Genomic DNA, 14,664 nt, shown 5'->3' with positions numbered 1-14,664 from the left:
AGGTAGAAGTTTTTACCTTGAGTGTCCAACCCGCAGACTTCCGTCCCTAAACCTCTACTCGGAAGGACCTTGCGTTCCTACTGCAAGCGCAGTCCGCAGGACGGGCAGCGCTCGGGCAGGCCGGAGAAGGGCACCAGGCAGGCCGGGCAGACGTTCTCGTCGGAGTCGAGGTCGATCGTGGTCTCGACCGATGCGCGTTCACGCTCCGACATGCCCTCGGTGAAGCTGGAGTCGATGCGCGCCAGGGCGGCCTCTGCTTGGCTGCCCGCGACCGCGAGCAGGAGCTTCGAGCTTCACTTGTTGCCGAGCTTCTCGGCCGGCCGCAGGACCTCGGCCGGGATCTGCGCCGCGGCGAGCAGGCGCTTGAGCTCCTCGAGGCGGCTCAGGGAGCCTTCGGCGATCACGATCGGGCGTTCGGCTTCCATGGTGGGGTGCGGCGGGGCCGTCGAGAGAGGATACGACGATCAGGCCGCCGTTGTGTCCGCGGGCGGCGTCTGCGGCTGCGGCTCGTCGTCCCTCGCCTCCGCCCGCGCGAGGGCGGTCATGCCCAGGTAGGTCAGGACCCCGAGTAGGGCGCATCCGGCCCAGGGTGCGCGGGGCCCGATGTACTCGTAGAGGAACGTCCCGAAGAGGGGTCCGAGCATTGCGGCGAGGGCGAACCCGAGGCCGAAGACCCCCATGGTTCGGCCGCGGGTCGCGTTCGGACCGCGAAGGCTGACCCAGGCCACCGCGGAGGGCGCTTGCAGCATCTCCCCCACGGTCCAGACGAGGACGGTCACCGCGACCCAGGCGAAGCCCGGCCAGAGCGGCGTCAGCCCGAAGCCAAGGCCGGCGAAGAGACAGCCCCAAGCGGTCACCCGGATCGACGAGTGCCGGCGGATCGCGTAGAGGAGCGGCAGCTCGCAGAGCACGATCACGACCGTGTTGATGGCGAAGGTCGCGCCGATCCACGCCTCGCTCATCCCGCGCACTTCCTTGAGGAACAGGGGCAGAGTGCTCTGGATCTGGAAGAAGGGGATCGAGCCGATCACCAAGAGGCCCATGAAGATCAACAGCCGCCGGTCGCGCCAGGGCGTGTAGGCGCGGGAGTCGGCGCGGGCGGGCTCCTCGAGCTCGGCGACCGGCGTCCAGCCGCGACCCAGGGCGTAGAGCACACCAGCGGAGACGAGGCTCGCCAGGGCGTTCGCGCGGAAGAGCCAGGCGTAGTCGATCCCCGCGAGCACGCCACCCAGGGCCGGCCCGACCGTGACCCCAAGGTTCACGGCCAAGCGCATCAGGCCGAAGGCGCGGGTGCGGACCTCGAGCGGCGAGTACAGGGCGATGGCCGCTCCGTTGGCCGGCCGGATGCCGTCGAAGGCCACGGTCAGGGCGAAGAGCGCTACCGCGATGGCCGCGGGGTGCTCCTGGGCGCCGAGCAGCAGGAACAGGGGTGCGGCGAGGATCATGGACCCGAGTTGCACCTTCAGGTGGCCGATGCGGTCGGTCAGCCACCCGCCGAGTTGCACGCCGACCATCGACCCGACGCCCGCCAGGGCCATGAAGGCACCCATCTCGAGCGGGCTGAAGTCGCGCTTCATGACCAGGTAGATCCCCAGGAAGGGCATCACCATCACGCCGGCACGGTTGACCAGGAGCACCGCGGAGAGGATCCAGATCTCACGCGGCAGCCCGGTCAGGGACCGCGCATGGCCTTGCCACAGTCGAGCGAACACGCGTGCATGGTCTGCTCGGTGGCGCCAGGATGGAAGCGTGGCCGAAACTCCGACGATGCGCCGGGCACTGCGCCTGGCCGAGCACTCGCGCGACGCGCAGGACCTGCAGCGCCTGTTGACCGTCGTACGCGAGCCCGTCCCCACGCCCGGCCCAGGCGAGGTCCTGGTGCGCGTCGAGGCGTCGCCCTGTAACCCGTCGGACCTGATCTACCTGGCCGGCGAGTACCCGGCCGCCCGCCCCCTGCCCGCGATCCCGGGCTTCGAGGGCGCCGGCACGGTGGTCGCGACGGGCGGGGGCTGGACGCGCCTCTTCGCTGGGCGTCGCGTGGCCTTCGCCACGGCCGAGGACGGCGACGGTTCCTGGTGCGACTACGCGGTGGTGCCCGCCGGCCAGTGCATTCCCCTGCCCGGGTCCGTGCCCTCCGAGCAGGGCGCGACCACGATCGTGAACCCGCTCACCGCCTGGTCCATGGTCGACCGCGCACGCCGGGAGCGGGCCCCCGCGATCGTCCACACCGCCGCAGTCTCCCAACTCGGCCAGCAGCTGCTCGTCCTGGCCGGCGAGCGTCGCCTGCCTGTCATCGCCGTGGTGCGACGCGCGGACCAGGCCGACCGCGCCCGGGCCCTGGGTGCCGCCATCGCCATCGACCTGCTCGACGACGACGCCGACGAGCAGCTCACTCGCGCCTGTCGCGAGCTGGGCGCAAGCCTCGCTTTCGACGCCATTGGCGCCACTTGGCCCGAGCGCCTGCTGCGGGCCATGGGCGCCGGCTCCACCTGCGTGGTCTATGGCGCGCTGGGCGAGACCACGGAGATGCACCTAGACCTGGGCACGATGCTGTCCGGCGAGTGCCGCGTCGAGGGCTTCTACCTCGGTCGCTGGATGCGCCGCGCGCCCCTGTTGCGCCGCTTGGCCGCGATCCGCGACGTCCGTCGGCGCTTCGCAACCGGGAGTCTGGCGACCGAGATCGCCGAGCGAGTCGACCTCGACGGGTACCCGGCCGCCCTGGTCCGCTATCGGGGAGCGATGTCGCGCGGCAAGGTCATGTTGGTACCCCACGGTGCCGAGCTCGCGGGCCGCCAGCGTTGAGGAATTCGGCCGATCGGACGTAACCGAGGGGGCTTTCGTCCGTCTCCCCTGGTGGGCGGGCGGGGGCCCGCGGCGGTTAAGGAAGCACCTGACGCTGCTGACTCGCGCGAGGCAGCGAACCTTCGCGACTGTCGCCGCCGCTGTCGCCCCAGCTGTCGCGGTCGACCCACATCGACCCACATCGACCCGGATCCTCCCCCGTCCACCGCGGCGGCCGACGACCTCCGTTCCTCGGGAGCATCCCCGGGACCTGCCGTCGGCGTGCTGCGAGCCATGGAACCGGGCTAGTGTCCTGGATCAGGAAATCGGCGTCACTTCCCGGAGGTCCGATCGATGCTGGCTAGGCGCGCCGACGACGCGTATCCGCTGCGATACTCGGAGGAGGCGCTGGCGACGCCAGCGGCAATGGGAGCCCGGGAAGTGACGCCGAATTCCTGATCCAGGACACTAGCGACCCCGATCGGTCACGGAGCCGTCAGCAGCACCTTGGCCATGCCGTCGGAACCAAAGACGACCGGCGAACGGTCGACCTCCTCGAACGCGCCGTCGATCAACTCCAGGAGCACGACTTCGACGGCCAGCTCGGAGGTCCACACGTGGCTGTAGCTGCGCCCGGCCCAGCTCATCCTGGTCATGCCGGAGGAGCCGTTGGCCGTGAATGTTCGCAGTTGCAGCGCCTCGCCCCAGGAGTCGTGCACCTCGATCATGAGCACTCGACCGCCGACATCCGCTCCGCTTCCATCGGTGACCTCGATCGCCACGGGCCGCAGGAACGGCACTTCGATTCGCAGCTCTTCGGAGAAGTCGACCTCGTCCAGGTCGAGCTGCGGCGGCTCGACGCGAGTGCCCACGGGAGCGACGACGCCGAGCTTTGCGAATTGCTGGGGAACCTGCTCCAGGGTGAAGCGGCCCTGTGCGTCGGTCGTGGAGGAGCCCGCCTCGAAGAAGCTCGCCATGGAACTTCCGCCGGTCTGGATCCAAGTCGTCACCGAGTTCACTGTGATCGTCGCTCCCTCGAGGGGCGCGCCGTCGGTCGTGACGACGACTCCATGCAGGTCGGCGAGGTTGGCGCCCTCGGGCAGGATCCACTCGAGCTCGCGCGAGCTGGGCTCTACGTTCTCGAGCCGATCGACGGCGCCACTGGAGTTCTCGAAGGCCACGAGGTCGTAGGGTCGTTGGTCGAGGCCGACCAGGGCGAAGCGCCCCTGATCGTCAGTGGTGGCGCTGACCTCACCTTCGAGCGCCGAATCCGACGAGAGGAAGCCGGGGGTCACGACGGTTCCGCCGAGCAGCTTCACGGTCCATCCTGAGGTCGGCTCGCCCTCCGAGCTGGTCAACCGACCACGGATCGCCAGGGGCTCCGCCGGGAACCGCAGCAGGAACGGCGCTGGTGCCTCCGGCCAGGACTCGAGGATCAGCGCGGCTGCTTGGGGCTCGACGACCAGACCGAGTCCCTCGGCCCTGGCCGCCAACAGCGCGTCGGGCTCGGGAGGCCCGGTGAGTTCGAGCGCGAAGTCGCCTAGCTCACCCGTTCGTGGGGCGGCGCCGAAGCCCATGCCCCACCAGCAAACGGCCGCATCGGAGACCGGCTCGCCTGCGCTGTTCACGACGGTGCCAGTGACCTTGACCGCAGGCCGATCGTCGCGCTGGACGGGTGGCGCTGTCGACGCGAGTTCGATCCGCAGGTCGAAGGAGTCACGCTCGGGGCAAGGGAGCTGCCGCGTGACGAAACCAGCCGCCTTGGCGACCAGCTGGAGGCTCGACGAGCCAGGGACCTGGTCGAGGCGGAAGCTGCCGTCGCTGGCCGTCACCGCGCTCTCGAAGACCTGCTCCAGGTGCAGCTGATCGATCACGAAGGGCAGGGCCCGCAGGGCCCGATAGCTGTTCAACTCGACCTTCGCGTCGGCGATCGGCGCGCCTTGGGTGTCGAGAACCCGACCGGACAAGTCGACGCGCGACGAGACCACCAGCATGGTGTCGGCATCGGGGACGGCGACTGGTACTCCCCAACCGAGCAGGGCCCAACCGGGGCCGACTTCCGGTCGCGCGTCCAAGGGCGCTCCCGCGAAGATCACGAGACCGTCCACGTCGGACGCAGCGAACTCGCCGAGCCCGTGCATGTCGACCGGGACCTCGGGAACGGGATGTCCGCGGACGTCGACGACGAGCACCGAGACGCCCTCTCCCGCCGGTTCGCCGGAGGCGGGCCCCGCCACGTCACCGGGCAGCGGCTGGGCCTCGATCGCCTCGATGCGACGATCCTCGCCGGCAGGCGATTGCGCGGCTCGAACGGTCTGCGCGGCTTGCGCGTCCGCGGTCTCGACGCGTTGGTCCAGGGCTGCATCGAGGGCGTGGTCCGAGTCCGAGAACAGGAGCCAACCGACGACGACCAACAGCGCGAGCCCTGCCAGGCCTACGAGCCACTTTCCCACGTCCCCACCCCTTTCAGTTTCAGACTAGCGAACGCAGGCGCTCGAGCACCGCGCTAGCGCCACCCGAGTCGAGCGCTGCCGAGGCCCGGTCCACGCCGTCGGCGAACGTCATCGACACTCCGGCCGTGCGGAGCAGGATCGCCGCGCACATCAGCGCGGCGTTGCGCGGGGTGCCGAGTTGGCCGGCGAGCACGGCGAGGGTCGCTTCGCCGGCGGCGCGCACGAGCTGCGGGTTGTCGGCCACGCCCTGCCCCACCTCGGGCGGCCCGAACATTGGCAGCTCGGGGTCGTCGGAATCGCTGAAGCCGAAGTCGCCCGGGTCGATCGTCATCGGCACCTGGTGGTTGCCGTCCAGGTGGATGCCGCGCGAACGCCGCTTGACCGTGGGCACCACACCGCCCTCGACGCCCTGGATGGTCATGCCGGCCGGGTGGCCGAGGCTCTGCATGACTTCGACCGCAGTGCCGAGGACCGGGCCGGCCTGGGCGCCGAGCACGATCGCCGCCGTCGAGGGCGCCAGCAACTTCTCGATCGTGGAGAGCGGTGTGCGCACGCCGATGTCGTCGCGGATCGAGCGCAGGGCCAGCATCGCGGGCAGCATCCCCGTGGCAGCGATGGCACCGAAGCGGGTCTTGGCCACCCAGGACTCCACCTCGCGCGGATCCCAGGTCAGCCCACAGCCCAGGTGCTCGAGCACGCTCGCGGCCGTCAGCCCACGGCGGGGCGGGACGCAGCGGTCGGTGACGAGCAGCACCCGCGCGCCAGCCGCGGCGGCGATCAACCCGGCGGCGACCTCGAGCGGAATCGAGCGCTCGTAGCCCTCGTGGGGCGGACAGACCGCCACGAGATTCTCCATTCCGTGGCAGGGTAGGGTCGCCCGATCTCGAGCGGCGCGGGCGAAGCCGACGAGTTCTTCCACGGTCACGCCCTTCATCCGCAGGGCGATCAGGAAGGCCCCGACGCGCACCTCGCTCTCGACGCCATCGAGGATTGTGGCGAAGGCGCGGTAGGCCTCCGCCTCGGACAGGTTGCGTCCGTCCCGACGGTTGGTGCCGAGGACTCGCAGGAGTTCACGCAGGATCATGGGCGGGGGAGGCCGCCGAGCATATCAGCTCGAGGTGCGTCCCCGGCCACGGCGGCCCGCAGAGGCGCCCGAATGGCGCGCGGCGCCCGGGATTGTGGTCCCAGACGCCGCGCCGGCGGGGCTGCCGCCAACTGGCTCAGTCCTCGTCCTCGTCCTCGTCCTCGTCTCCGTCGTCATCCCCGTCCTCATCGTCGCCCTCGTCGTCGGCGTCCTCCACCTCGACGTCCCCCTCCTGGGAGGCCTCGACCACCTCGCGCTCGGGGAGCGGTCGGATGTGGGCGTAGAAGAGCTCTTCGGACTTCTCGTAGGCGAGCTTGCCTCCGACGACCGCGTACTGGACGAACGTCTCGTAGTGCAGCAGATCGCCGTCGGTGACGAGCACGTCGGCATCCTTGCCGACCTCGAGCGAGCCGACCCGATGGTCGACGCCCATGACGCGGGCGGGGACGATCGTAACGGCCTCGAGCCCGGCCTGCTCCGACAGCCCACCGCGGATCGCAAAGCCGGCGTCGATGTTCAGGTGCAGCAGATCTCGACCCGCGATCCCACCGAGGTCGATCGAGCCGGAGAGCGGCTCGACCGCGACCTGCACACCGGCGGCATGGAGGATGGCGGCGTTCTCGATACTCGAGCCGCCGTCCGCAACCTGAAGCTCGTCCTTCCAGCGACGATCGCGCGGCGAGACGATCGCCGTCGCGCCGGCCCGACCGAGCTCGTCCGCCACGACCCAACCCTCGCGACAACCTTCGATCACCGGCCGGAAGCCGAACTCCTGGGCCAAGCGCGCGATGGCCAGCAGTTCGTCGCGGTCGTCCGCGTTGAACTTCGCACGGCCGTCACCCATCAGGATCTTCAGGACGCTGGAGTTGACGCCCTTCTTGCTCGGCTCGTCCCCATCCTTGCCGCCCTCCTCCCAGGCGCGGAAGTCGCGCAGGTAGGTCGACGCCAGGGCGAAGTCGGCGCGGGTGCGGCGCCTCGAGTCCGCGGTCGAATAGCTGAGCGAGATCAGGAAGCCCTCGCGCATGACCACGTCCTTGATCTCGTAGCGGCGCAGCTTGACGGCCGCGTTCGACTGCTCGACCGTCGTGATGCCAGCGGCGAGAGTCAGGATCAAGTAGGTGCTGAAGGGGTCGTAGGCCTCGGCGATGCGCGACTCCGCCTCGGTCATGGCGGCAGCGGCATCGATCGCGTCGAAGTCCCAGATGTCGACGCCGTCCTCGGCGGGAACGTCGAGCGACGGGTCGTAGCCCGGCTGCTCCACCTCTCCGGCCGGCGCGAAGGAGCCCTGCGTCACCCGCGAAGTGGCCGAAAGGGCCACCATGCCCGGGTACAGCCGCAGGCCACTGCAGTCGATTCTCTCGGCATCCTCGGGCACCCAGAAGTCGTAGCCGATCTCCTCGATGATGCCGTCCTTCGACAGCAGGTCCGCGCCGCGCAAGACCGCGCCGGTCCCCGTGAAGATGTCGCCGCCCTCGAGCAGCAACCAATGGGGCCCCTCCTCCTCCTCGACCTCTTCAGCGACGGCGGCCTCGTCCTCCTCGTCGTCGTCGAGGAAGCCAGTGGGCGCGAAGCCGGGGGTCAGGGCGGAGCAGATGCCACCCAGCGCCAGTGCGGCAGGGGCGAGCAGGAACGTGGGCAGAATCTTCATCGCTTTCACTGGTCGAGCTCCCCGTGGACGATCTCGCCCTCGAGCATCACGGCGGTCAGTTCGGTCTGGGCCTCGAAGGGGTCCCCGTCGAAGATCAGGAGATTGGCGGCCTTGCCGGCCTCGATGCTGCCGACGAGCGCGCCCACGTTGAGCGCCTCGGCCGGCTCGAGCGTCATGGCGCGCAGGGCCACTTGACGGTCCAGGCCGTAGGCGACCATGTGCGCCACGTCCTCGAGCCAGTCCCGGTTGCCGGTGACGCTGTCGCTGCGCGGGATGAAGGCGACCTTGGCCCCCGCGGCGTGCAGCTCGGCGGGCAGGTTGCGCGCCCGTCGAGTCCCGGGATGGTCGATGATCTCGGGGTCGCAGATGACGCGCGTGTGGGCTTCGCCGAGCTGGTCCGAGATGTAGAAGAGATCGAGGTCGTCGCGCAGATCGATCTGGATGTCGTAGAGGACGTCAGCCTCCGACTCGAGCACGTCCAAGAGGTGCAGGTAGTCGGCGGCCTTCGAGATCGAAAACTGTGCGCGCAGCTCCTGGGTCCGCAGCTTCAGCATGGGCAGGACCTCGGGCTCCGGGACGGGCGGCTCGAAAGCCTCCTTCTCGTCGTCCTTCTTCTTCTTGTCCTGGTCCTTCTGCCACTTCTCGCGGGCCTTCTCGACCTTCTCCATGTACTTGTCGACCTCCTCGAACGCGTCGCGCACGAGCTTCTTGGCCGAGCGGTCGGCTCCGATGTACATGGTGAGATAGCAGTCGTCGGCGAGCAGCAGCTCATCGACACTGTCACCCTTGGGTCGAATCGCGGCGGCGAGCCCCGCAATACCGCGACCGGGCGGGTACAGACCGATGGTCGTGACTCCGTACTCGAGTACGTCGGTCCAGTCCGAGGTGCGCGGGTAGATCTCGTCCGACACGCGTACTTCCGGGTCGCTGACCGTCCCGGCGCGGCTGTCGAGACCCAGGCGCGAGCGACAGTTGACGAAGCCCGGCATGACCACGGCGTCGGGTAGGTCGATGATCGGAATCCCGCGCTCGATCGGCAGGTCCTCGCCGACGATCACGATCTGACCGCCATCGATCAGGATGACGGCATTCTCGATCGTGCCCTGACTGATGGTCTCGGCGCGACCGACGCGCAGAGCCAAGAGGTCCGGGACAGGTTCCGCGGCGGGCGGGGCGAGCCACGCCAGTGAGCCGATGGTGACGGTGCTGAGGATCATGGTTGCGGGTAGGAGAGGGTCAGCGGTCCTTCGTGGTGCGCGCGCGCGGGGGCGCTAGAACCACTGACCGTGGACGGAGGGCCGGTACTGCAGCTCGCCGTCGATCCAGACGTGTTCCACGTGAGAACGGGGATCGATCGGATCGCCGTCGAAGACCACGATGTCGGCGTCCTTGCCGACCTCGAGGCTCCCGACCCGATCGCCGATCCCGAAGGACTCCGCGGGGTGGATGGTGAGAGCGCGCAGCATCAGACGCGAGTCGAGGCCCTGGCGCGCGGACATGGAGCCCTGCAGGAAGAGCTCGTGCGCCGGAATCACCGGCGCGTCGGTGTTGAGGGAGAAGAGCGGCACGCCCGCCTCGACGTACTCCCGCGAGGAGCCGACGATGCGGCCGTCCCGGGCGTAGGTGTCGAAGGTGCGGGGGCCGTGGTTCACGGGCATGCCCATGCGCGCCACGTAGGGCGCGGTGGTCCAACCGTCGAAGCTGCCGTGGCTGAGCACCGACATGGTGGGAAACTCGTCGCGCCACATCCGCACGGTGGCAGTCACGCCGTCGGAGCCGGCCGTGTGGATCAGCACCGGCAGCTCCTTCGCGTGCACCTTGGCCAGGTTGCGCAGGTGGAAGACGTCCAAGCCGTGCTCGCGGGAGGCGATCGCCTCGCGATTGACGCGGGACAGGATCCAGTACAGGCCAGCCCGAGTGCGGCCGACGTCGCCGCCGCCGCGCTCGGGGTTGTAGGCCTGGGCGACCTTCATGCCCCCCGGATCGGCGAGCACGCACTCCGCGTAGGTGGCCTGGGTCTTCGACTTGAACAGGACGCCGAAGCCGCCGATGGACGTGCCGCTGCCGGGGATCAGGAACTGGGTCGTGACGCCCGACGCGCAGGCCAGGCGCAGCTGCTGGTTCGAAGGCTTGATCGTGGGCGCGGACGACAGGTCCGGGTTGGCCGGCAGGACCATGTCGTTGATGCCGCCCCAGCCGTCGGTCACCACGTGGCTGTGCAGATCGACCATGCCCGGGATGGCCCAGCCCTCGAGCTCGACCAGCTCGGTGCCCTCGGGTGCGTCGATCGGCGGGCCGACGTAGGTCAGCTTGCCGCCCTGCACCAGGATCATGCCGGGGTCGTAGACCGTGTCCTTGGCATCGCAGGTGACGACCCGATCGAAGCGCAGGGCGAGGACCTCGCCGTCAGCCCCCTGCTGCCCCGCACGGGCCGCGGGCGCCAACGCGACCAAGCCCGTGAACGCCGCGACCGCGAGGTGTGTGCAACCGAGGAACGACATCAGAACAGCCGCCTCCCCGCGCTCGCCTCGTAGACCAACTCGCCTTCCAGCCAGACCCGATCCACCGCTGTGCGCGGGTCACCCGGGTGACCGCTGAGCGCCACGATGTCCGCGTCCTTGCCGATCTCCAGACTGCCGACTCGGTCGTCGATCCCGGCCGTGATGGCCGGCACGATCGTGAGCCCGCGGACGGTCTGCAGAGCGTCGTCCTCGAACCCGAAGCGCACCGCGATCCCTGCCTGGAGGGACAGTTCCTCCTGGGGAATCACCGGCGCATCGGTGTTGAACCCGATCTGGGGGTGACCGGAGGCCTGGTAGTTGGCGGCCACGCCCTCGATCTTGCCGTCGTGGTCGATCCCACGGCCCTTGACCTGTGAGCTGAAGTTGCGCGGGCCGAGAATCGCCGGCACGCCCTGCTCGATGACGTAGTCGGCCACGCGAAAGCCGTCCATCGTCCCGTGGTCAATGAACATCGGCAGGCCGAACTCCTCGACCATGATCCGCACGCTGGCGGCGACCACCTGGGCCACCTGGGTGTGGGTCGAGATCTGCGCCTCGCCAGCGACCAGGGGCCGGAAGATCTCGAACTGGATGTCGATCGGCGGCTGCTCGCCTTCGCCGCGCTCGTAGGCCTCCCAGCGCTCGCCGTAGGCTGCTCCGCGCCGCATCACGTCGCGGATCTGCCAGTTCAGCATGCTCCGCTCCATGCCGTAGCCCCAGCGCTTGGGGTTGTCGGCTTGAGCCACCTTGAGCGAACCGGGCTGGCGCACGAGGGTGCGCTCCCATCCGTCGAAGCCGGTCTTGATCAGCACGCCCTGCCCCCCGACCGTGGTCGCCGATCCGGGGATGAACAGCACCGTGGTCACTCCGGAGGCCAGGCCCACCCGCATCGTGCGGTTGCCGGGGACCACCGAGGTCCACACGCGCAGACCCGGGTTCGCCTGGTAGACGGCCCCGTTGATGTCGAAGCTGCCGCCCACGTGGCTGTGGAGGTCGACCATCCCCGGCATCAGCCAGCGGTCGCCCAGGTCCACTCGCGCGTACTCGGGTCCCGGTTCGTCCGTGCGGGCGTCGAGGAAGCCCTCGATCTTGCCGTCGCGCACCAGCACCCAGTTGTGATCGAGGACCTGCCCCTCGCCATCGGCCGCGCAGGTCAGGATCTTCGCGGCGCGCAACGCCATGGCAGGCGGCGGATCAACCGGACGGGCACCATCGATCGCGGCCCCACTTGCCGACGCCCCGAACACGACGCAGGCCGCCGCCAGCCTGACGGTGCCGCGCGCGATCAGCGCGTGGAACCCGCGACCAGCGCGGGAGTTGGGCTGCGGCCGGGCGGACATCACCAGACGACCTGATGCTCCTGATCGCGCTCGTAGATGTTGACCCCGTCGATGAACACGCGCTCGATCTGCGTGCGCGGGTCGGCCGGGTGGCCGCCGAGCACCACGATGTCGGCATCGCGCCCTACCGCGAGACAACCGACCCGATCGTCGATCCCGGCGGTAACGGCTGGAACGATCGTCAAACCGCGCACGGTCTGCATCAGGTCGTCCTTGAAGCCGTGGCGCACCGCCATCGAAGCCTGGAGGAAGAGCTCTTCCTGCGGAATCACCGGCGAGTCGGTGTTGAAACCGATCATCGGGTGGCCGCGCTCCTGGTAGCCAGCCGCCACGCCCTGGATGCGCTCGGGGTTGGCGCCGACCCAGTTCATGATCCCGCGGTTCGGGGCGTCCACGTTGCGCGGGCCGAGGATGGCGTTGACGCCCATCTTCGCCGCCAGGGGCGCCGCCAGATAGCCGTCGAAGGTGCCGTGGTCGATGTACACATCGACGTCCATCTCGCCCTTGATGATCATGATCGTCGCGACCACGACCTGGTAGATCTGCGTGTGGACCGAGACCTGGGCGTCGCCTGCGAAGAGGTGCCGGAAGATCTCGAGTTGCGGGTCGACCTGGGGCGCCGGGCCTCCGTTCCCGTCGTGGTCGCTCCACAGCTTCGCGTAGGCCCGACCGCGGGTGAAAATGTTGCGGATCGTGTAGTTCTCGAACGTCTTGCCGGGACCGAAGAGCCAGCGCTCCGGGTTGCCCCATTGGGCGACCTTCAGACTGCCGGGGTTGCGCACCTCGGCGTCGTCGTAGTGCTCGTGCCCGGTCTTGAGCAGCACGCCCTGACCGCCGACGTTGGTACCCGAGCCGGGGATGAACAGCACGGTCGTCACGCCCGAGCGCACGGCCATCTGCAGCATCGAGTTGTACGGCCGCACCGCGGTCGACGCCCGCAGACCGGGGTTGGCCAGGAAGATGCCGTCGTTGATGTCGAAGGTGCCGCCGATGTGGCAGTGCAGATCGATCATCCCCGGCATCAGCCAGCGATCACCCAGGTCGAGGTCCTCGTAGCCCCCGGGGATCGTGACGTCACGGGCCGCGCCGACGGCCTCGATCTTGCCGTCCTTGACGGTCAGCACCGCGTTGTCGAAGACCGCCGGGCCTTCCATGGTGCAGGTCAGGATCTTGGCCGCGTGAATCGCCAGACCGGGCCCGCCCGGCGCCCCCGCGACGGCACCCTCGACGGACTGCATCCGCGGCACGTGCCCCGGGTGCGCCTGCGCGACGGCGGGAGCAGCACCCATGGCGGCCGCGCCATCCGCGCTCGCAGCAGTAGCGGAGCCGGAATCCGAGGCGCCCGACCGGTTCACCTCGACCCCGACCGGGACGACCCCCGCCGAAGCGACGCAAGACAGGGCGAGCGGAGCGATGGCGCCGCACGCGAGCATCGGTCCCGCGGGAAGCCCAAGGGTGCGCAGTGTGGAGCCGAGGACTCGATTGAAGTTCATGGATTCGATCGCTTGGGGCAGCGTCTTGACTGCTCAGTTCGCCAGATTCGCGGCTACCACCGGCGGCCGTCGCGCTCGGCGTCGTAGACCAGTCGACCCTCGATCCAGACCGAGTCCACCGCGGTGCGGGGGTCGATCGGATGTCCGGTGATGACGAGGATGTCAGCGTCTTTGCCGACCTCGAGGCTCCCGACCCGGTCGGCGATGCGCGCGGCGCGCGCAGGCACGATCGTCAGGCCGCGGATGGTCTGCAGCGCATCGTCCTTGAAGCCGTAGCGCGCGCCCATGGTGGCCTGGATCGAGAGTTCCTCCTGCGGCACCACGGGCGAGTCGGTGTTGAACCCGACCTCCGGGTGGCCGAGGGCCTGGTAGCCCGCGGCCACGCTGCGGATGCCGATCGCGTCGGCCGGCAACACGCTCTGGAAACGCGGGGTATCGATCGCGCGCGGTCCGACGATCGCCGGAACGCCCGCCGCTGCGGCGATGGGCGCCACTTGCCAGGCGCCGATCGTGCCGTGGTCGATGAAGACGTCGACGCCCAGCTCCATCTGCACCATGGTCACGGTCATCAGGACCACCTGATAGACCTGGGTGTGAGCGGAGACGCGGATCTCCTTGCGCAGCAGGTGGTCGAAGACCTCGAACTGCGGGTCGGCCTTCTCGATCGTCTCGACCGTCGCGCCGGCGGCGCGCGCCCGGGCGCGACCCATCCCGCGCTCGATGGTGTCGCGGGTGTTCCAGTTCATGAAGCTGCGGCCGACCCCCCAGGTGTAGCGCTCGGGGTTGCCCGCCTGGGCCAGCTTCATCGAGCCCGGGTTGCGGATCAGCATCTCCCCGAAGGTGTCGAAGCCGGTTTTGAGCAGCACACCCTGGCCACCGATGTTGGTGGCCGAGCCCGGGATGTAGAGCACCGAGGTGACGCCGCCCGCCAGGCCCAACTCCAGGGTGTCGACCAACGGTACGACCGCGGCCGAGGCCCGCAGGCCGGGATTGGTCAGGTAGACGCCGTCGTTGAGATCGTTGATCTCGAACAGGGATCGACCGGCAACGTGGCAGTGCAGGTCGATCATGCCCGGCATCAGCCAGTGATCGCCGACGTCGATCAGCTCGACGCCCTCGGGTACCTCGATCGAGTCGGCGGGGCCGATGGCGACGATGACGCCGTTCTCGACCAGCACCAGACCGTCGTTGATCACCGCCGGAAGGTCGCCCTCGGCGCAGGTCAGGATCTTCGCCGCGCGCAGCGCGACGTTGTCCGACGACGGGTCCGCGAGCGGCACGCTCGACGCCGCCGCCGGCGACGAGAGAGCGCCGCCCGCGACCAGCGCCGCGAGCCCCGCGTGGATCAGGGACGCGGTTCGCAA

12 protein-coding genes are annotated in these 14,664 nt (G+C 69.4%); 1 reads left to right on the top strand and 11 read right to left on the bottom strand.

Translation table 11 applies throughout. The features are described from left to right. Positions 1 to 77 precede the first annotated feature (77 nt). The 3 genes from Pla133_RS25750 to Pla133_RS00635 form a co-directional block, all read right to left on the bottom strand. Positions 78 to 212 carry a hypothetical protein gene (locus tag Pla133_RS25750; RefSeq protein ID WP_419191996.1) on the bottom strand — a complete coding sequence of 45 codons (135 nt, stop codon included), beginning with the start codon at positions 210 to 212 and terminating at the stop codon, positions 78 to 80. An 81-nt stretch (positions 213 to 293) separates the two neighbouring features. Continuing rightward, complete coding sequence (locus Pla133_RS25745) at positions 294 to 425, bottom strand: hypothetical protein (RefSeq protein WP_419191995.1); 132 nt, start codon at positions 423 to 425, stop codon at positions 294 to 296. 39 nt (positions 426 to 464) lie between these two features. Continuing rightward, the gene (locus tag Pla133_RS00635) at positions 465 to 1,712 is read right to left on the bottom strand and encodes an MDR family MFS transporter (RefSeq protein WP_419191994.1); all 1,248 of its coding nucleotides are present in this window, start codon (positions 1,710 to 1,712) and stop codon (positions 465 to 467) included. 37 nt (positions 1,713 to 1,749) lie between these two features. On the opposite strand from Pla133_RS00635, the gene Pla133_RS00630 reads away from it, so the two are divergent. Next, positions 1,750 to 2,802 carry an alcohol dehydrogenase catalytic domain-containing protein gene (locus Pla133_RS00630; protein WP_145061331.1) on the top strand — a complete coding sequence of 351 codons (1,053 nt, stop codon included), beginning with the start codon at positions 1,750 to 1,752 and terminating at the stop codon, positions 2,800 to 2,802. 464 nt (positions 2,803 to 3,266) lie between these two features. On the opposite strand, the gene Pla133_RS00625 is transcribed toward Pla133_RS00630, so the two are convergent. The 8 genes from Pla133_RS00625 to Pla133_RS00590 all read right to left on the bottom strand — a co-directional run bounded on the left by Pla133_RS00625 (position 3,267) and on the right by Pla133_RS00590 (position 14,664). After that, positions 3,267 to 5,234 carry a carboxypeptidase-like regulatory domain-containing protein gene (locus tag Pla133_RS00625; RefSeq protein ID WP_145061329.1) on the bottom strand — a complete coding sequence of 656 codons (1,968 nt, stop codon included), beginning with the start codon at positions 5,232 to 5,234 and terminating at the stop codon, positions 3,267 to 3,269. Positions 5,235 to 5,253: 19 nt separating this feature from the next. Then, on the bottom strand, positions 5,254 to 6,318 hold the full coding sequence (locus tag Pla133_RS00620; protein WP_145061327.1) for an anthranilate phosphoribosyltransferase: 1,065 nt from the start codon (positions 6,316 to 6,318) through the stop codon (positions 5,254 to 5,256). Between the two features lie 136 nt (positions 6,319 to 6,454). Continuing rightward, positions 6,455 to 7,966 carry an amidohydrolase family protein gene (locus Pla133_RS00615; RefSeq protein ID WP_145061325.1) on the bottom strand — a complete coding sequence of 504 codons (1,512 nt, stop codon included), beginning with the start codon at positions 7,964 to 7,966 and terminating at the stop codon, positions 6,455 to 6,457. A gap of 5 nt (positions 7,967 to 7,971) precedes the next feature. Further along, a complete protein-coding gene (locus Pla133_RS00610; protein ID WP_145061324.1) occupies positions 7,972 to 9,183 on the bottom strand; it encodes an amidohydrolase family protein in 1,212 nt (403 codons plus the stop codon). A gap of 54 nt (positions 9,184 to 9,237) precedes the next feature. Continuing rightward, positions 9,238 to 10,467 carry an amidohydrolase family protein gene (locus tag Pla133_RS00605; protein ID WP_145061322.1) on the bottom strand — a complete coding sequence of 410 codons (1,230 nt, stop codon included), beginning with the start codon at positions 10,465 to 10,467 and terminating at the stop codon, positions 9,238 to 9,240. Next, a complete protein-coding gene (locus Pla133_RS00600) occupies positions 10,467 to 11,807 on the bottom strand; it encodes an amidohydrolase family protein (protein ID WP_145061320.1) in 1,341 nt (446 codons plus the stop codon). The genes Pla133_RS00605 and Pla133_RS00600 overlap by 1 nt, the downstream gene beginning before the upstream one ends. Continuing rightward, complete coding sequence (locus tag Pla133_RS00595) at positions 11,807 to 13,096, bottom strand: amidohydrolase family protein (RefSeq protein ID WP_419191992.1); 1,290 nt, start codon at positions 13,094 to 13,096, stop codon at positions 11,807 to 11,809. Before Pla133_RS00595 ends, Pla133_RS00600 begins: the two co-directional genes overlap by 1 nt. Before the next feature lie 257 nt (positions 13,097 to 13,353). Next, a complete protein-coding gene (locus Pla133_RS00590) occupies positions 13,354 to 14,664 on the bottom strand; it encodes an amidohydrolase family protein (protein ID WP_145061315.1) in 1,311 nt (436 codons plus the stop codon).

The organism is Engelhardtia mirabilis (genome assembly GCF_007748095.1).
Lineage (GTDB): Bacteria > Planctomycetota > UBA1135 > UBA1135.
Note: the sequence above shows the minus strand (reverse complement) of the source record. Positions and strands in the feature narration are given on the sequence as shown.